General features: G+C 71.2%; 18 protein-coding genes and 1 pseudogene. 10 read left to right on the top strand and 9 right to left on the bottom strand.

Annotation, left to right across the window (positions count from 1 at the left end):
* The first annotated feature begins 19 nt into the window (after positions 1-19).
* Positions 20-613 (top strand): dihydrofolate reductase family protein, encoded by a 594-nt coding sequence (locus tag ACWDSL_RS10605; RefSeq protein ID WP_450483779.1) that lies wholly within the window; start codon positions 20-22, stop codon positions 611-613.
* A gap of 152 nt (positions 614-765) precedes the next feature.
* Here ACWDSL_RS10605 and ACWDSL_RS10610 read toward each other — a convergent pair whose 3' ends face one another.
* From ACWDSL_RS10610 to ACWDSL_RS10625, 4 genes are all read right to left on the bottom strand, one after another.
* The gene (locus tag ACWDSL_RS10610; protein ID WP_450483781.1) at positions 766-1,485 is read right to left on the bottom strand and encodes a hypothetical protein; all 720 of its coding nucleotides are present in this window, start codon (positions 1,483-1,485) and stop codon (positions 766-768) included.
* 169 nt (positions 1,486-1,654) lie between these two features.
* Positions 1,655-2,089: a VOC family protein gene (locus ACWDSL_RS10615; RefSeq protein WP_450483783.1), complete on the bottom strand. Its 435-nt coding sequence runs from the start codon at positions 2,087-2,089 to the stop codon at positions 1,655-1,657.
* Positions 2,090-2,244: 155 nt separating this feature from the next.
* A complete protein-coding gene (locus ACWDSL_RS10620; protein ID WP_450483785.1) occupies positions 2,245-2,415 on the bottom strand; it encodes a hypothetical protein in 171 nt (56 codons plus the stop codon).
* Positions 2,416-2,458: 43 nt separating this feature from the next.
* The gene (locus ACWDSL_RS10625; protein ID WP_450483787.1) at positions 2,459-2,614 is read right to left on the bottom strand and encodes a hypothetical protein; all 156 of its coding nucleotides are present in this window, start codon (positions 2,612-2,614) and stop codon (positions 2,459-2,461) included.
* 152 nt (positions 2,615-2,766) lie between these two features.
* On the opposite strand from ACWDSL_RS10625, the gene ACWDSL_RS10630 reads away from it, so the two are divergent.
* The 3 genes and pseudogenes from ACWDSL_RS10630 to ACWDSL_RS10640 all read left to right on the top strand — a co-directional run bounded on the left by ACWDSL_RS10630 (position 2,767) and on the right by ACWDSL_RS10640 (position 5,296).
* Positions 2,767-4,125: a hypothetical protein gene (locus tag ACWDSL_RS10630; protein ID WP_450483789.1), complete on the top strand. Its 1,359-nt coding sequence runs from the start codon at positions 2,767-2,769 to the stop codon at positions 4,123-4,125.
* 198 nt (positions 4,126-4,323) lie between these two features.
* Positions 4,324-4,650 carry an antibiotic biosynthesis monooxygenase family protein gene (locus ACWDSL_RS10635; RefSeq protein WP_450483791.1) on the top strand — a complete coding sequence of 109 codons (327 nt, stop codon included), beginning with the start codon at positions 4,324-4,326 and terminating at the stop codon, positions 4,648-4,650.
* Between the two features lie 36 nt (positions 4,651-4,686).
* Positions 4,687-5,296 (top strand): annotated as a pseudogene (locus tag ACWDSL_RS10640) (TetR/AcrR family transcriptional regulator).
* A gap of 111 nt (positions 5,297-5,407) precedes the next feature.
* On the opposite strand, the gene ACWDSL_RS10645 reads toward ACWDSL_RS10640, so the two are convergent.
* Complete coding sequence (locus tag ACWDSL_RS10645) at positions 5,408-6,172, bottom strand: SDR family NAD(P)-dependent oxidoreductase (RefSeq protein ID WP_450483793.1); 765 nt, start codon at positions 6,170-6,172, stop codon at positions 5,408-5,410.
* 510 nt (positions 6,173-6,682) lie between these two features.
* Between ACWDSL_RS10645 and ACWDSL_RS10650 the strand changes: the two genes are divergently transcribed.
* Together ACWDSL_RS10650 and ACWDSL_RS10655 are read left to right on the top strand one after the other, a co-directional pair.
* Positions 6,683-7,684: a hypothetical protein gene (locus ACWDSL_RS10650; RefSeq protein WP_450483795.1), complete on the top strand. Its 1,002-nt coding sequence runs from the start codon at positions 6,683-6,685 to the stop codon at positions 7,682-7,684.
* A gap of 22 nt (positions 7,685-7,706) precedes the next feature.
* Positions 7,707-8,138, top strand: coding sequence for a protein-tyrosine phosphatase family protein (locus ACWDSL_RS10655; RefSeq protein ID WP_089506440.1), 432 nt, complete (start codon positions 7,707-7,709; stop codon positions 8,136-8,138).
* 18 nt (positions 8,139-8,156) lie between these two features.
* Here the strand turns inward: ACWDSL_RS10655 and ACWDSL_RS10660 are convergent, their stop codons facing one another.
* Positions 8,157-8,537 (bottom strand): hypothetical protein, encoded by a 381-nt coding sequence (locus ACWDSL_RS10660; protein ID WP_450483797.1) that lies wholly within the window; start codon positions 8,535-8,537, stop codon positions 8,157-8,159.
* Positions 8,537-9,217: a hypothetical protein gene (locus tag ACWDSL_RS10665; RefSeq protein WP_450483799.1), complete on the bottom strand. Its 681-nt coding sequence runs from the start codon at positions 9,215-9,217 to the stop codon at positions 8,537-8,539. Before ACWDSL_RS10665 ends, ACWDSL_RS10660 begins: the two co-directional genes overlap by 1 nt.
* A gap of 122 nt (positions 9,218-9,339) precedes the next feature.
* On the opposite strand from ACWDSL_RS10665, the gene ACWDSL_RS10670 reads away from it, so the two are divergent.
* Complete coding sequence (locus ACWDSL_RS10670) at positions 9,340-9,936, top strand: GNAT family N-acetyltransferase (protein WP_450483801.1); 597 nt, start codon at positions 9,340-9,342, stop codon at positions 9,934-9,936.
* A gap of 205 nt (positions 9,937-10,141) precedes the next feature.
* On the opposite strand, the gene ACWDSL_RS10675 is transcribed toward ACWDSL_RS10670, so the two are convergent.
* The gene (locus ACWDSL_RS10675; protein WP_450483803.1) at positions 10,142-12,214 is read right to left on the bottom strand and encodes a DHA2 family efflux MFS transporter permease subunit; all 2,073 of its coding nucleotides are present in this window, start codon (positions 12,212-12,214) and stop codon (positions 10,142-10,144) included.
* Positions 12,215-12,454: 240 nt separating this feature from the next.
* Here ACWDSL_RS10675 and ACWDSL_RS10680 point away from each other — a divergent pair, with 240 nt between their 5' ends.
* Together ACWDSL_RS10680 and ACWDSL_RS10685 are read left to right on the top strand one after the other, a co-directional pair.
* Positions 12,455-13,810, top strand: coding sequence for a peptidoglycan-binding protein (locus tag ACWDSL_RS10680; protein ID WP_450483805.1), 1,356 nt, complete (start codon positions 12,455-12,457; stop codon positions 13,808-13,810).
* Between the two features lie 136 nt (positions 13,811-13,946).
* Positions 13,947-14,609, top strand: a complete 663-nt coding sequence (locus ACWDSL_RS10685; protein WP_450483807.1) for an HAD-IA family hydrolase — start codon at positions 13,947-13,949, stop codon at positions 14,607-14,609.
* 90 nt (positions 14,610-14,699) lie between these two features.
* Here ACWDSL_RS10685 and ACWDSL_RS10690 read toward each other — a convergent pair whose 3' ends face one another.
* The gene (locus ACWDSL_RS10690; RefSeq protein WP_450483809.1) at positions 14,700-15,281 is read right to left on the bottom strand and encodes a TMEM165/GDT1 family protein; all 582 of its coding nucleotides are present in this window, start codon (positions 15,279-15,281) and stop codon (positions 14,700-14,702) included.
* Between the two features lie 476 nt (positions 15,282-15,757).
* On the opposite strand from ACWDSL_RS10690, the gene ACWDSL_RS10695 reads away from it, so the two are divergent.
* Positions 15,758-16,429 carry an HNH endonuclease family protein gene (locus ACWDSL_RS10695; RefSeq protein ID WP_450483811.1) on the top strand — a complete coding sequence of 224 codons (672 nt, stop codon included), beginning with the start codon at positions 15,758-15,760 and terminating at the stop codon, positions 16,427-16,429.
* The last annotated feature ends 72 nt before the right edge of the window (positions 16,430-16,501 follow it).

Raw genomic sequence — 16,501 nt, forward strand, 5'->3', positions numbered from 1 at the left:
ACCAGGAGGAGCGAGTCCCGTGCGCATCGTGATCAGTGAATTCATCAGCCTCGACGGCGTCGTACAGGCCCCGGGCGGCCCCGAGGAGGACACCGAGGGCGGCTTCGCGCACGGCGGCTGGACCCACCCGTTCTTCGACCCGGAGGTGATGGGCGGCGCCATCACGGACGCGCTGTCCAAGGCCGACGCGCTGCTGTTCGGGCGCCGCACCTGGCAGACGATGGCCGCGGCGTGGCCCGAGCGGCCCGACGACCCGTTCGCCGACCAGATGAACTCCATCCGGAAGTACGTGGTGTCCCAGACCCTCGGCGACGACCAGCTGACCTGGAACAACACCACACGCATCGCCGGCGGCGAGGCCGTCGCCCGCATCCGCGAGCTGCACGGTGCCGAAGGCGGCGACCTGTTGGTCATGGGCAGCCCCACGCTTGTCCGCACTCTCCTGCACGAGGGGCTGTTCGACGAGCTGCTGTTGATGCACATGCCGGTGATCCTCGGCGGCGGAAAGACCATCTTCCCCGTCGACGGAATGCTGCGCACGCTGGAACTGGCATCCACGGCCACCAGCGGCACGGGCGTACAGGTGTGCACGTACCGGCCGGCCGCCGGGTAGGCCACCTCCGGCCAGGCCGTCAATCCTTCGTGATCGAGGTTCACCCGGACGGAGTGGCCGGAACGGACGGCGTGGATGGCCCGGGCGACGCGGCCGACGGGCACGATGCTCGGCGGTCGGATCAACTCCGCGCCGCTCCCCTGCTGGACGAGTCAGTCCGAAGTCCCGCCTGTCGCGTACAGCTCAGTGCGGATCCGCTGGGCGGTCCGCGCGGCGAGGGAGATGCCGGTTTTCTTGTCACCGCCGGACGTCACGATGGCGAGCACGCCTCCGACGCGGACGTCGACGGCGTAGGACGGAGAGCCGTCGTACTCGTCACCGCCGGTTTGCCGCGAGATCTCCAGCAGCGCCTCGTCGCCGAGGGCAGCGACCTCCCGGGCCTCGTGGTGCTCCTGGAAGGGGGCGGCCTCCGTGTCGACGCTGACGTCCGGACAGGCTTCGTGGAGCCGGCGCCGGATCTCCAGATAGCGCTCGGTGCGCCCGGCGGGCATCGACACCAGCTGTACGGTGATGTTCCGGCCGTTCTCCGCGGCGCGTGCAAGATGCACGGTCTGCTGGGCGCTGGCCCCCTCGAAACCCCTCATCTCCACGCGCAATTCTTCCCCGGGCTCGCACTGGGTCCAGTCGCCTCCCCCGTACCGGCCGAAGAGCCCCAGGTACGTCCCGGTGACCTTCGCGTGCCTGCCCAACGCCCCGGCGGGCAGAAGCGCAGCTTTCAGCTCGGTTTCGGTGAAGACCTGTTCCGGGTCGACATCGCCGTCGACGCCGGGCGCCGTGGAGGGGGCGCCCGACGGGCCCCCCGTCGCGGCGGGACGCCCCGGATCAGGCGACGCGTCCGTGCCGCCGCACCCGGTGAGAAGGACCGTCAGCATGACGGCATGGCCCGCTATTCCCGCGCGTACGGCCGCTCGCACGGCACCTCCCCCAGTTCGGTGAACAGTTCGACCGGACACCCTAGACGAATGAGTTGGAAACACTGCTCGCCTACGCCCACTGACCAGGGCTTCGGCCCGACCCGCCGGCCTGACCTGTCGGCACCCCTCACGCCGAGGCGGCGGCGACGCAGAACTCGTTGCCCTCAGGGTCGGCCATGAAGATGTGATGCCCGTCGAACTCCGCCACCACCGTCCCACCCGCCTTCACCAACCGCTCCGCCTCCACCCTGATCCGCGCCCACCGCTCCTCGGCACCGCCATGGACCGGCACCCGGATATCCATGTGGAGCCGGTTCTTCGCCGTCTTGGGCTCCGGCACCTTCAGGATCGACAGCCGGGGCCCGACACCCTCCGGATCACAGAGCCAAGCCCCGTCGTCCGCGGAGTCGTCCTCCGGCAGATCGAACTGCGCCAGCCACTCCTCGCGCGTCTTGAAGGGAGCAGGCGGCGGCTCGTCGACATAGCCCAGCGCGGTCTTCCAGAACTCGGCGAGGAGCTGGGCGTCCGTGCAGTCGAAGGTCAGATCAATTGTGGCTGCCATGATCGGACCGTACTGCGCGCCTCTGACAATCGACGCACAGTCCAGCCCGAAGGCAAACGCTTAGAAAGTTTCAGGGGCGGGTTGCGCCTTCGCTTCCTCAGGGAATTTGACGTTCCGGGAGTCGGTCGTCCATTCCTGCCCGCCTCTCGGCTCCTTCACGCGGGCACCCCCCATTGGGCCGCCCGCTCCGGCTGGGCGTGAGACGGGTGACGACGCCGCAAGATCTCGTACGTGGTCGCCTTGCCGTAGTCCCCGTCCTGCTTGGCCTTCTCGCGCAGCGCGGTGTACGCCCGGCACTTCGCACAGGCCCGGGTTTCGTCGGTCATACCCCGTCCTGCCCTACCGCCGCAGTTCGCACCGTGAACGACTTCACCGTCGTGTCCCCCGGTCCAGGTGCTTGCGGATCTCCTTGCTCAGAGCTTCCGCGCGCTGCTCCAGTTCTTGGGGAGTGGGGCGCGGGCCGGAGCCCTGCGGTGTCTCCTGAGGAGGCGTATCCGCGCTCACCGCTCCGCCGTCCTCGTCCACTCGTCATGTTCCACTGCTTCACTCCCCGGTTGCTCGGCACTGACGCCGGGTGGTCACCTGGCACGCACTACGCAACTACGGGGCGTGATCCAGCGGTACCGTGTGAGTAGTCCCAAAGCTTGCACGGCTTGAAAGTTCGGGAGCTGATGCCCATGGCGGAGCGTCAGGCCAATGAGGCTCTGGCAAGACTGCTGGTCGAGGCACGCTGGGAGACGAACCGCCAGTTCGTCGCGGCCGTGAACCGGGTGGGCGCAGAGATGGACCTTGCCCTGCGCTACGACGGGTCCGCCGTTACGCACTGGCTGAGGGGGGTTACCCCACAGCGGAAGGCGCGGTCCGCCATCCTGGAAGCGCTGTCGCGGCGCCTTGGCCGACCGGTCACCAGCGCGGAAGCCGGGTTCGGCGCTCCGCTCCTGGTTGGGCCCGAGGCGCCCTCCTACTCAACCGCTGACCCCATTGAGGGGTTGGTTGACACCGGAAGGGCAGACATGGACCCCTCGCGCCGCGCGGTGCTGACGGCCGCCCTGTATGCCGCCGCCCTCCCCATCCCGGTCTACGAGGACCTGACGAAGCGCGTGCGGCACCAAACCACGGGGCGCACCACCCGGATCGGGGCCGGTGAGGTGAACACGGTGCGCATCATGACGGAGCGCATCGCCGACATCCTTGACGAGTCGGGAGGCGCACATGCCCGCCCCATGGCAGCGGCCTTCCTGGTCAATACCGTGACTCCCTGGCTCAGGGCAGGAGCCTCGGACGCCGTCAGGTCGGACATGCTCTCCGCCGCGTCCGACCTGGTCTATCTGACTGGCTGGATGGCCATGTATGAGAAGGCTCACGGCCTCGGCCAGCGGTACTACGTCAAGGCGCTCGAGCTGGCCGCCGCAGCGGAGGATCACGTCACGTACTGCCGCACTCTGCGCGGCATGGCATTACAAGCGGCGAACCTCAAGCACGCCAGGAAGGCTCTGGAGCTGGCCGACTCGGCCGCGGAGGCAGCGCCGGCCGCTGGGCCCCGCTTGCGCGCCTTCCTCACGGGACAGCAGGCGCACGGTGCCGCGCTCGTAGGCGATCGTAAGCAGGCTTTCGCCCGTCTCTCCGAGACGGAGAGCGCGCTGTCAAAGGCGGACAACCGCCGGGATGCCATCGGCCGATACGACCAGGCCGCGTACCACTTCCACGTATCGAGTGTCCTCTATGCGCTGGGGGACGTACCGGGGTCCGTCAAGGCCATGAAGGATTCCAACCGCGTGCGCCCGGCTGTGGAGCGGCAGGGCCGCGCCCACGCGAACGGATTACTCGCCCAGCGGCAGCTTGAAATGGGCCATCTAGAAGCGGCCTGCGCCACGTGGGGACATTTTTTGGACGACTACGAGCGTCTGTCTTCCGCGCGTGCTGACGAGCATTTCGTCACCATGCGGCGACGCCTCCGGCCGCATCAGGCGAACCGGTATGTCCGGGACCTCACCGGCCGTGCCCAGGAGATCGTTCGGCGGAACGCATTGGTCTGAGCATGCCCGACCTGATGTGGCCGTCTCGACGTGGGCACCGGCACGAGCGAGACGGCCGGGGCGCTGACACACCGCTGTGACGGTCGTAACGTCGCCATGGACAGCGGGGGTGGCTGGACGACCCGGCCGACTCCTGGTCTGTGTGACCCCGGCCGGGTCCCGCCCGGGGTCGGTGGGGCGCTGAGGCAGGATGGATCCATGAGCATCGTGAAGATCAATGTGCTGACGGTCCCCGACGAGCAGCGCGAGGTGCTGGAGAAGCGCTTCGCGTCGCGGGCGGGAGCGGTCGAGAACTCCGACGGGTTCGAGTGGTTCGAACTGCTGCGGCCGGTGGAGGGCACCGACCAGTACCTCGTCTATACGCGCTGGCGCAGCGAGGAGGACTTCCAGGCGTGGATGGAGGGCCCGATGAAGGCCGCCCATCAGCGCGGCGGCGAGGGCGCGCCGCAGCAGAAGCCCGCCGCTTCCGGGTCGACGCTGTGGTCCTTCGAGGTCGTACAGCAGGCCGGACCCAAGCAGGGCTGACCGCCCCCATAGGGCGTCCGGTGAGGAGGTAGGTCATTGCGCGGGGAGCTGACGGCGAAGGGGAAGGCGACCCGGGGCCGGATCGTCGAGGGGGCCGCGGCGGTGCTGCGGGAGATGGGCGTCGCCTCAGCGACGCTGGACGACATCATGGCGCGGACCAGCACCAGCAAGGGCCAGCTGTTCCACTACTTCCCGGCCGGGAAGGATGAACTGCTCGTCGCGGTGGCCCAGTTCGAGGCGGATCAGGTCCTGGAGGACCAGCAGCCCTATCTCGGGTGTCTCGACTCCTGGGATGCCTGGGAGCAGTGGCGGGACGTGGTGATGACGCGCTACGAGACCCAGGGGGACCAGTGTCCGCTGGGGTCGCTGTTCCTTCAGATCGGGCGTTCGACTCCCGGGACGCGGGCGATCGTGATCGAGCTGATGCGCCGCTGGCAGGAGAGCCTGGCGACGGGCATCCGGGCGCTGCAGGCGAACGGCAGGCTTCCTGCCGATGTCGATGTCGACGCGCGGGCCGCGGCGCTGCTGGCCGCGGTCCAAGGGGGGCGTGTCGATCCTGCTGTCGACGGGGCAGTCCCACCATTTGCGTGCCGCTCTCGATCAGGGGATCGCGGATCTGCGCCACGCGGGCCGCGCTGCGGCGTGACCCGCCGCGGTGTGATCTGCCGTCCTGCCGTCGGGTATGAGACGCAGGTGGGCGGTAACGGGGGTGGGGTGGGCGGTTTCGGCGAAACCGCCCACCCCCACCCCCGCCCCCTCAGGCGGCGATGACTGCGACGGTGCCCCGGCCGCCGTCGACGTCGAGCACGATGCCGTGGACGAATGAGGACTCGTCGGCGGCCAGGTACACCGCGGCGCTCGCGATGGCGTCGGGGGTGCCCATTCGGCCCGCTGGGGTGCCCTTCATCATGACCTCGGCGGCGTGAGCCTCTCCGGTGTCCGGCGCCAGCACCACGCCCGGGGAGATCGCGTTCACACGTATGCCCTGCGGCCCGAACTCCGCGGCCCAGGCCCGGGTCAGGGTCTCCATGGCTCCCTTGGTGGAGCTGTACAGGGCGCCGACGGGAACACCCAGCCGGGCGACCCAGGAGCCCAGGTTGATGATCGCTCCGCCGCCGGACTCCGCCATGGCGGGGGCGACGGCCGCGGTCAGGAAGAACGGGGCCTTCACATTGACCGTGTAGACCCGGTCGAAGGTCTTCTCGTCGGTGGCCGCGGTCGCGTCACCGGGGTAGATGCCGGCGTTGTTGACCAGGACGTCGATACGGCCGCCGAGGACCCGCGTCGCCTCCTGGGCCAGCGCCTGCGAGGCGGCGGCGCTACCGTCCAGGTCGGCCCGTACGAAGTCGGCGCGGCCGCCGCGGGCGCGGATGCCGTCGACGACCTCCTGGCCGCGCTCGGCGCTGCGGCCCGAGACGACGACGTATGCCCCCTCGGCGGCGAACGCCTCCGCGATCGCCCGCCCGATGTTGCTGGTCGCGCCGGTCACCAGCGCGGTCTTGCCCGCAAGCCGCATCGACATGGTCCACTCCGTTGCTTGATCTTGCTTGAAATCCACCGTGAACCCGCGCGGCCGAACCGCATGCGGCCTCCGGCCGGACGGGCCCTGGACTGCCAGGGCGCAGTGCCCACTGTGCGAGGCCGAAATTGGACCCACAAGTCCAAAGTTCGGTGTGTGCCGGCCCGCTGCCCCTGCCCAACGCCCGGCGAAGATCTCAGGCCATGAAGTCCCCTCGGCCGGGACGCCCGGCGTGGCAGCATGACACCCGCGAAGTGCCGTTTCAGCGATCACTCGGGGGACAGTGGGATGACATCGCTTGAGCTGAAGCCCGCGACACACCTGTTGCAGCGTTGGGCGCCCGAACATCCTGGGACCGGGTATCCCGCGTACTGGTCGATGCCGGTGACGGGGAGCGCGCCGTCGCCGAGCGAGCGGCCGTGGGACTCATCGCCGACGCCGCCGGAGATTGCCGAATACGGCCGGTTCCCGGGTACGTTCCCGGGCGAGGGGACATCGGGGCACCGTCATCCGGTGGCCGTCGAGGTGCTGAACCATGCGATCGAGCACCCGGGAGTGCCATGGACGAGCGCGCGCCCGGATGGAGAAGTGGCCGAAGAGGTCCACCGGCTGCTGATCGACACGTTCTCTTCGGGGTCGGACGCGCCGGACGACCGGGCTCGCGAGCTGATCGCCGCACTGGCCAGGAAGCTGGCGGGGGCCTTCCGCGATCTGGTGCGGGTCACGGTCGCCGCGGAGCCGGGTGGCCGTCCGCTCGGCGATGAGCTGCATCTGCTCGGCCGGGATCTCGGCGGGGACACGTTCCGGCTGTCCATAGCCCCCTCGGCGGCCCCGCCGCCCTCCGATGGGCTGTGGCCGGACCCTTCCCGTGCGCTGGACGGCAAGATCGCCGCGCCCCCGACCCTCACCGAGGACGAGTACCGGCAGGCGGATCTGGCCGTCCGCGCCGGCTGCGCCGCGAAGCTGCTCGGCGAGTTCGTCTGGCTGACCAACAACGACCGCATGGAAGTCGACGTCAAGGTCCAACCACACGGCCTCGACCTGGACTTCGCCGACCCGGGCGCCGTCGATGCCGCCGATGCCGCGTTCCGCGCGTGGTGGCCGAAGTCGGACCGCTGGGCGGAGCTGGTGGACGACGAGTGGTGGGAGGAGGACGAAGCCGATCTCCGCCGGCTGGACGCCGAGACTCTGGCGACGGTCCAGACGGAGTTCGAAGAGCACAATCTGGAGCAGGCCAGGACCGGGGCCTGGGCCATGGGAGAGATCGACGACTACGACCCCGACGACGACCCTCAGCCCCGCTTCCCAGGCGATCAGCTGGTGGCCTTCCTCGGCCGGGACGTGTTCGACACCGTCACCGCACAGGTCACTGACGGCCCAGGTGATATGGATCCGCCGGCGTACGGGATCGGCCTTCCGGTCGACGTCTCGGGTGAGGACTACGGCTTCCAGGCCTGTCTGCTGCTTGTCGGAGCCGAGTCCGTCGGCATCGTCACAATCGACGCGTCGGCCTGACGCGGGGGCTACGCTCACTCGGATGATCACTACTTGGGAGCCCACGGCGGCGGGCGTGCTGCGGCTGCCTTCGGGTCGACTCGTACGGGGCAGGGGGCTGCGCCGCCCCCTGCCGGCCGGGCCGGAGCCCGGCTTCGCGCTGTATCTGCTGGGCAAGGAGCCGCCCGCCGTCTCCTGGGAGGCGCGCTGGGTCCGCTGGCCGGACTTCCGGCTGCCGTCCGACCGTGCCGCCGCCGGGGAGGCGCTGCGCGAGGCGTGGGAGCGCGCCGCGGGCGAACGCGTCGAGGTCGCCTGCGGCGGCGGGGTCGGGCGTACCGGTACGGCGCTGGCCTGCCTCGCCGTGCTGGACGGGGTCCCGGGCCACGAGGCGGTCGGCTACGTCAGGGAGCACTACGCGCCGCGCGCCGTGGAGACGCCTTGGCAGCGCCGGTTCGTGGCCCGCTTCACCGCGTGACCCAACCCGTTCAGTCGTTCAGACGCTCAGCAGCCGCTCCAGGACGTTGCGGTAGCCGCGCATGGCCAGCCGCAGGTCTTCCGTCCGTACGGTGCCCGACTCGTTCTCCCGCCAGGCGTCTTTGAGCGTACGGCGGCGGTCTGCGAGGAGGTCGGTGAGGCGGCTGGACAGCTCGTCGAGGAGCAGGTCGGCCTCTTCCACCGCGTCGCGCGGGGCGTCCACGAAGCCGCCGACCGCGTGCCGCAGGCGGTGGGCCAGCTCGTCCTGTTCGCTCGGCGGGAGGACCGGGAAGGTGGGGCCGTTGGGGATGGCTCCTTCAGCTCTCGCGGCGTTCGCGGCCTTGGCGGCCTTGGCGCTTACGGCGCGTGGAGCCGGGATCGCACCGTGGATCTCGGGCATCAGATGTCACCCCGTCCCGGATTCCCGCCGCGCATCGCCCACGGCGCGTGCGTAGGCGTAGGCGTAGCGGTATGCGCGTGCGTATGCGTTGGCGTATGCGGCCGGGTGCCGTCGGCGCCGTGGTGCGGGGGCTTCACCAAGTCCTCGAAGAGGACCCGTCCGTGCACCACGGCCTCGCGCAGCTCTTCGGTGTCCGCCCGGCCCTCGCGGGCCCGCAGGGCGGCGGCGTGGAGCTGGCGGTAGCCCTGCACGCTGCCCGCATGGTGCACCGACAGGGCCGCGACCTGTTCGTCGTAGCGGTCGGAGGGGTAGCCGCGGTCGTGGGCGAGACGGGCCAGCAGCTGGTCGGCGTCGGCCGTGGCGCGGGCCGGCTGCTCGATGAACTCCTCCTGCACCCAGGCCCATTCGGCCACGTACCGCTCGCGCAGCTCGCCGGAGAGCGGCTGGGTCTTGAGGCGGCCGTGCCGCCGCAGCCGCTCGTCGAGCTCCCGCTCCGCCGCTCTCGTATCGCCCGAGTGGCGGGCGACCGTCAGGTCGTACTCGGGCCCGAAGCGGCGTCGCAGAGCGCGGTTCCGGCCTCCGTCGCGCGCTCGGACGAATCCCGCGGCGAGCGCGGCCGCGAGCGCGGCGACGAGGACGACGGCGGCGACAACCACGGTGATGCTCGCGCCAGTTGACATGGTCTGCTTCTGCCTTCCACCCGTGCCCCCTTCCGTCCGGGGGCCGTTCCCCGCCGGGTTGCCCGCTTCGCCGCCCTCAAACTCAGGTGCGCGGGGCGGCGGCGGCTGTCACGATGCCCGCCATGAGCACCAGCACGCCCCGCACCCGCGCCCCCTGGACGGTCGCCCCGCACCCGGTCGACGACCCCGTCTCGGCCGGGCTGCTGCGCGACTACCTCGTCGATGTCGCCGACCGCTGGTACGAGCTCCATGAGGGGCGCTCCACGACCCCCGAGGAGATCGACAAGCATCTCGCCGAGATGCCGAGCGACGACCTCGCCCCGCCGCACGGCGTGTTCCTGGTGGCCCACCACGACGGCGAGCTCGCAGGCTGCGCGGGCGTACGGCTGCTGGCCGGCGGCGGTACGGCGGGTCCCGGGCCCGGCCGTACGGCGGAGCTCAAGCGGATGTTCGTACGGCCGGCCAAGCGCGGCCTGGGCGCGGCCGGCGTGCTCCTCGCGGCGGCCGAGGCGGCCGCGCGTGAGCTGGGCGCCGGGCGGATCGTGCTGGAGACGCGGCTGGACCTGCGCGAGGCGCGGGCCCTGTACGCACGGCACGGGTACGCGGACGTGCCGCCGTTCTGCGAGGGTCCGTACTCGGAGGTCTGGCTGGGCAAGGAGCTGGACGGGGCGGCGGACAGGGAGGCAGGCAAGGAGCCCGGCGACCGCGTCGCCGGCTGACCGCCAGGGCGGCGCCCCCGCGGGGTGCCCAACCCGGGGGCGGGGGTGCCCAACCGGCAGCGGCCCACCCGGCGCAGGGCCCACCCCGGCGGGGTGCCCACCCGGCGGAGGCACCCGGCAGGGGCGCCCACCCGGCGCGGGCGCCCGCCCGGCAGGGCCCAGCCGCCGGGGATGCCCACCCGACGCAGCCGCTACGCGATCCCGCCTACACCGTCCGCGGCGGTCCCGGGCGCCGGGCGCCGCCGTCGTCCGGCTGTTCCGCGTCCGAGCCGCACAGTTCCCGGTTCAGCACCCGCACCAGCTCCATCAGGTCGGTCGGCCGGTCCGGGGACCACCAGTCGCCCAGGAGCTCCGCCAGCGACTCCCCCCGGGCGCGGTAGAGCCGTTCCGCCACCCTTCGTCCTTCCTCGGTCGGCACGAGCGACACTCCGTCGCGCGCGCCCAGCCCCCGCTCCTCGATCTGCCGGGCCGCCTCGGTGATGACCCACGGCGCTGCGGTCGAGCGCTCGGCCAGCAGGTAGGGCGCGACCGCGCCGTAGTGGGTCATCCGCAGCAGCATCCAGCTCACGGCCGGTCTGAGGTCGAGGCCGGCGCGTTTGGCGATGTCCTCGTAGACCTGTTTGCGGCCCTTGCGGCAGCCCAGCAGCGAGAGGGCGCGGGCGACCTCGTCGTGCGAGGAGCGCTCGACGGGGTTGCTGGCGACCACCTCGCCGGCCTCGGGCGCGGTGACGCTGGCCCGCAGCGGTTCCTCGTGCAGGAACCAGGCCAGGACGAAGGCGATCACCACGAACGGCGCCGCGTACAGGAACACATCGGTGATGGAGACGGAGTACGCGTCCAGCACCCTCGCCCGCAGCGCGTCCGGCAGCAGCCGGACCCCTCGGGGGTCGGCGCTCAGCGCGCTGGGGTCGACGCCGGGGGGCAGCCGCTGTCCGGCCAGCACATTGGCGAGGTGGGGGGCGAGGCTGTTGGCGAAGATCGTGCCGAAGACGGAGACGCCGAAGGAGCCGCCGATGGAGCGGAAGAAGGTGTTGCCGGAGGTGGCGACGCCGAGGTCCTGGTAGCGGACGGAGTTCTGCACGATGGTCACCAGGACCTGCATGACCAGGCCGAGCCCGAAGCCGAAGACGAAGAAGTACACGCTGGTCTCGGCCACGCCGGTGGACGGCCGCAGCTGGTGCAGAAGCAGCAGGCCGACAGCGGTGACGCCGGTGCCGAGGATCGGGAAGACCTTGTAGTGGCCGGTACGGCTGACGACCTGGCCGGAGCCGGTGGAGGCGAGCAGCATCCCGAAGACCATCGGCAGCATGTGGACGCCGGACAGGGTCGGGCTGACGCCCTGTACGACCTGCAAGAACGTCGGCAGATAGGTCATGCTGCCGAACATCGCGAAGCCGACCACGAAGCCGATGACCGAGCAGACCGCGAAGGAGCGGCTGCGGAAGAGATACAGCGGCAGCACGGGTTCGGCGGCGCGCCCCTCCACCCGTACGAAGGCCACCAGCAGCACCGCGCCCAGCAGCGCGAGCCCGACGATCTGCCAGGAGCCCCAGGGATAGGTCACACCGCCGAGGGAGGTCATCAGCACCAGCGCGGCGGCGACGGAGGCGATGAGGAGGGTGCCGAGGTAGTCGATGGTGTGGCGGGCGCCGCGGACCGGGATGTGCAGAACGGTGGCGATGACGGCGAGGGCGATGATGCCGAGGGGGATGTTGATGTAGAAGACCCAGCGCCAGCTGAGGTGGTCGACGAAGAGCCCGCCCAGCAGCGGCCCGAGGACGCTCGTGGCGCCGAAGACCGCGCCGAAGAGCCCTTGGTAGCGGCCGCGTTCGCGGGGCGGGACGATGTCGCCGACGATCGCCATCGACAGCACGATCAGCCCGCCGCCGCCCAGCCCCTGGAGCCCACGGAAGACGATCAGCTCCGGCATGTTCCGGGCGAGCCCGCACAGCGCCGAGCCGATGAGGAAGATGACGATGGCGGCCTGGAAGAGTTTCTTGCGCCCGTATTGGTCGCCGAGTTTGCCCCACAGCGGGGTGGCGGCGGTCGAGGCGAGCAGATACGCGGTGACGACCCAGGACAGATGCGACAGTCCGCCGAGATCGCTGACGATCGTGGGCAGGGCCGTGGCGACGATCGTCTGGTCGAGGGCGGCGAGCATCAGTCCGAGCATCAGGGCGCCGATCGCCACGAGGACCGTACGCTTCGTACGGCCCTCCCCCGGGCCGAGCGCCACAGGGCCCGGGGCCGGGGTCGAGGGGCTCGCGTCCTGCGCCATGGGTGACTCCGTACCTAGTCAGCGCGCGGCAGCCCGCGCGCGGGCCTCCGCGCTCCGTCCTCGACCAGCCGCCGACTCGTCCCTGACTCGCCGTCTTTGTCCCGGTCCGCGCTCTTCACCCCCATCCTCGCCTTTATGTCTCGTTACGGCCTGCCGAGAAGGCCCACACTCATTGGGAAGCGCTGCGCGGAACATGACAGGCTCTGCATAATCGCTGCGACTCCAGGAAGGGAAAGACCCGTGACGGCAGACCTCTGCCCGCACTGCTTCGCGCCGGCGCGCGACAACGGCCGCCCCGGTTGCGCGTGTGCAGCGCGCGCCGCCGCGGCTGCCGCGGCGGCGGGCGACAGCGAGGACCACATACGCGACGACCGCGACGGCATCCGCGACAGCCTGCGTGAGAACACGCGCGAGGGCATGCGCGAGAGCATGCGTGAGGACGCGCGCGACGGCTTCGACGACGAGATACGCGACGACCCCATGGGCCCACGCCCGTACGTCACGTTCGCCGGCGAAGAGCGCCGCAAGGGCCCCGAGCTCCGCGACATACGGCTGTTCGAGCGCATGACGACCCGCAGATCCGCCCGCGAGGACCACGACGCCCACGATGCGGACGCGGAACTCGAACAGGCCGACAGAGACCAGGCCGACAGAGACCAGGCCGGCAGAGACCAGGCCGGGAGAGCGGACGGCGCGGACCGAGCAGCGGCCGGAGCGGCCGGAGCGGGCAGAGCGCGCAGAGACGCGGGCAGAGACGACAGAACCCCCGCGGCCGCGGGGGCCGCCGCGGTGACCCAGGCGTTCGAGCCCGTCACGCAGCCCATCGACCGGATCAGCCCGGTCAGCCGGACCGACCGGACCGACCGGATCGGGGCGGCCGAGGCCGCGCGGACCGAGGCCGACGCGTCCGCTCCCGCCGGGGGCGGGACCGGGGCCGGGGGCGGGGCGGGCGCCGGGCGCCACCGGAAGAGCCGCAGAGGCCCGGTGGTGGCGGTGCTCTCGGGGGCCGCGGCGGTGGCGGTGGCGAGCACGCTGGCCTTCGGCACCGGCTTACTGGGCGGCGACAAGAAGCACGACCAGGAAGCCGACCGAACGCTCTCCGACCCGAGCTCCAGCACACCGGACGACGACCCGTCGACCAAGGACGACAAGTCGCCCGACAAGAAGCCCTCGCCTTCGGCGTCGTCCACCACCCCCGCCACGACGCCTTCCGCCTCCAAGAAGGAGAGCGCGAGCCCGCGGCCCAGCCACTCGCCGTCGGCCTCGAAGTCGAAGGAACCCTCCAAGTCGGCCACCTCGCCCACCCCCTCGGCGACCGACGCGACCGGCAGCGTCTCCCCCGGCCCGACCGAAACCCCGCCCCCCACCGGCCCGCCCGTACTGCAGGAGGGCGACAGCGGCTCCGAGGTGGTCGAGCTCCAGAAGCGGCTGGGCCAGCTGCTGCTCTACCTGGGGTCGTCGGACGGCGAGTACGACGACGGCGTACGGAACGCGGTGACCAGCTTCCAGAACACCTACGGGGTGGACGGCGACCCGAAGGGGGTCTACGGGCCGAATACGCGCCGTGCCCTGGAGTCGCGAACCGACGAACCGTAAAAGCGAAGGCCCCGCCGGTGCCACTGGCGCACCGGCGAAGGTCTTTGTATCGTGGAGGAACAAAGTGGTTCCGCCCGCACTCCCTGACCGGCGGGCGGAGCCACTTGTCTCTTTTCCCGCGCCTTGGAGTACGTCGATGCCGGCCACCGCCCCGTTCACCGCCCGCGCCCTTCTCCTCGACATGGACGGCACCCTCGTGAACTCCGACGCCGTGGTGGAGCGCTGCTGGCGCCGCTGGGCCGCCGAGCACGGACTCGATGCGACCAGCATGCTCAAGGTCGTACACGGGCGGCAGGGGCACGCCACCATGGCGGTACTGCTCCCCGAGCGGCCCATGGAGGAGAACCTGGCGGACAACCGGCGGATGCTGGAGTGGGAGACCTCGGACGTCGACGGCGTCGTGCCCATCCCCGGCGCCCCCGCCTTCCTGGCCTCGCTCGCGGACCTGCCGCACGCCCTGGTCACCTCCGCCGACGAGGGGCTGGCCCGCGCCCGGATGGGCGCGACGGGGCTGCCGATGCCGAGCGTGCGGGTCACGGCGGAGTGCGTCGGGGCGAGCAAGCCGGACCCCGAGGGCTTCCTCAAGGGCGCGGCCGAACTGGGCTTCGACCCCGAGGACTGCGTCGTCTTCGAGGACTCCGAGGCGGGCATCGCGGCGGGCCGGGCGGCCGGTATGCGGGTCGTCGGGGTCGGCCCCCGGGCCGCGGCCCACGCCCCCGACGTGCACGTACGGGACCTGGAGCAGATCCGCGTCGAGGCGCTGCCGGACGGCACCCTGCGTCTGCACTTCACCGACTGACGACACAGCCCGGTCAGCACAGCGTGAGACCCCCGGCTCGCGGGCCGGGGGTCTCACGCTGTCGCGTACGGGCCGGGGTACGGCGAGCCGTCAGGCCGCCACCGCCTCGTACAAGCTGAACCCCGCCAGCGCCAGCATCACCAGCGCCGCCACCTTCGTGATCAGCCGCAGCGGTACGTACCGCATCAGCGTGCGGCCGCCCAGGATGCCGAGCCCCGCGACCGCCCACAGGGCGAGCACCGCGCCGAGGCCGACCGACAGCGGGTCGTCGTAGCGGGCGGCCAGGTTGGCCGTCATGATCTGGGTCAGGTCGCCGAACTCCGCGACCAGGATGAGCATGAACCCCGCCCCCGAGACCTTCCAGAAGCTCTGGTCGGCGGGCTTGCGGATCTCTTCCTCCCCGTCGTCCTTCTTCAGCAGCAGCACCGCCGCGCCCCCGAGGAAGAGCACTCCGACGATCGTCTGGACGAGGCGGTGCGGGAGCAGCCCGAGCACGCTGCCCGCCGCGATCGCGAGTACGACATGGACCGCGAAGGCGGCGGCGACCCCGACGAAGACGTACGAGGCGCGGTAGCGGGTGCCGAGCATCAGCCCGGCGAGGGCGGTCTTGTCGGGCAGCTCGGCCAGGAAGACGACGCCGAAGACGACGGCGGCGACGGTGAGACTGATCACAGGTGGTTACCTCAAGGGGCTCGGGCCGCACCGAGAGGGCCCTTGGGGAGGGGTCGCTTCGGCACGGCAGCGTCGGACACTGCGGCCGAAGGTCTCGCTGGCGTACGCACCTCCCCATCGGGACGGGTGCCATACGCTCCGGGCGCCGGCCCGCACCACGAGGGGCGGGCAGTATGTCGACGGTCCGGCGAAGAGCTACTCCCCTTCTGCTGTTCGCAAGGATACGCGACGCGCCCGGTACGGGGGCCGGAGAGGCCGGGAGCGGGGGCCAGGGAGGCCGGGAGCAGGGGCCGGGGAGGCCCGGCGCGGGGGCCGGCCCCATGGAATTGGCGGGCTCGAACCCCTCGACATGACGTGTTCATGTCGCCAATCTGTTACCTGTCGCATTCCGGAGAGAAACGTTCCGGCGACAGCATTAACTCCGCGTTACCCGGCTCCCACCGGGCCGAACCGTCCCCCACTCCAAGGGAGTTCGCATGTCCCGAATACGCAATGCCTTCGCCCGGCGCGGCTTCTACGCGCGTCGACGGCTGAGCGTACTGGCCGCGGCCACCGGTCTGATGGCCCTGGCGGGCCTCTTCAACGGCCCGGCCGCCCAGGCGGCACTGCCCACCCCCGTAAGCGCCGCCACCGCCCGCACCTATCTCGCCTCGCTGACCGTGGCGACGGAGGACCGCACGGGCTACGACCGTGATCTCTTCCCCCACTGGATCACCCAGAGCGGCGCCTGCAACACCCGTGAGGTCGTCCTCAAGCGCGACGGCACCAACGTGCAGCAGGACTCCAGCTGCGCCGCGGTCAGCGGCACCTGGCACTCCGTCTACGACAACGCCACCTGGACCGCCGCCTCCGACCTGGACATCGACCACCTCGTCCCGCTCGCCGAGGCCTGGGACTCCGGCGCGAGCGGGTGGACCACCGCCCGCCGCCAGTCGTTCGCCAACGACCTGACCCGTCCGCAGCTGATCGCCGTCACGGACAACGTGAACCAGGCGAAGGGCGACAAGGACCCGGCCGAGTGGCTGCCGTCGGTCACCTCGTACCGCTGCACCTACGCCCGCGCCTGGGTGCAGGTGAAGTACTACTACGGCCTGTCCGTCGACTCCGCCGAGAAGAGCGCCCTCAGCTCCATCCTCAACGGCTGCTGAGGCCCCGGCTCCGCACCGGAACCACCGCGCCCTCCTTCGTCGTTCCGTACCGTAAGGCCTTGCACGCCACCA

Source organism: Streptomyces sp. NPDC000941 (genome assembly GCF_053599555.1).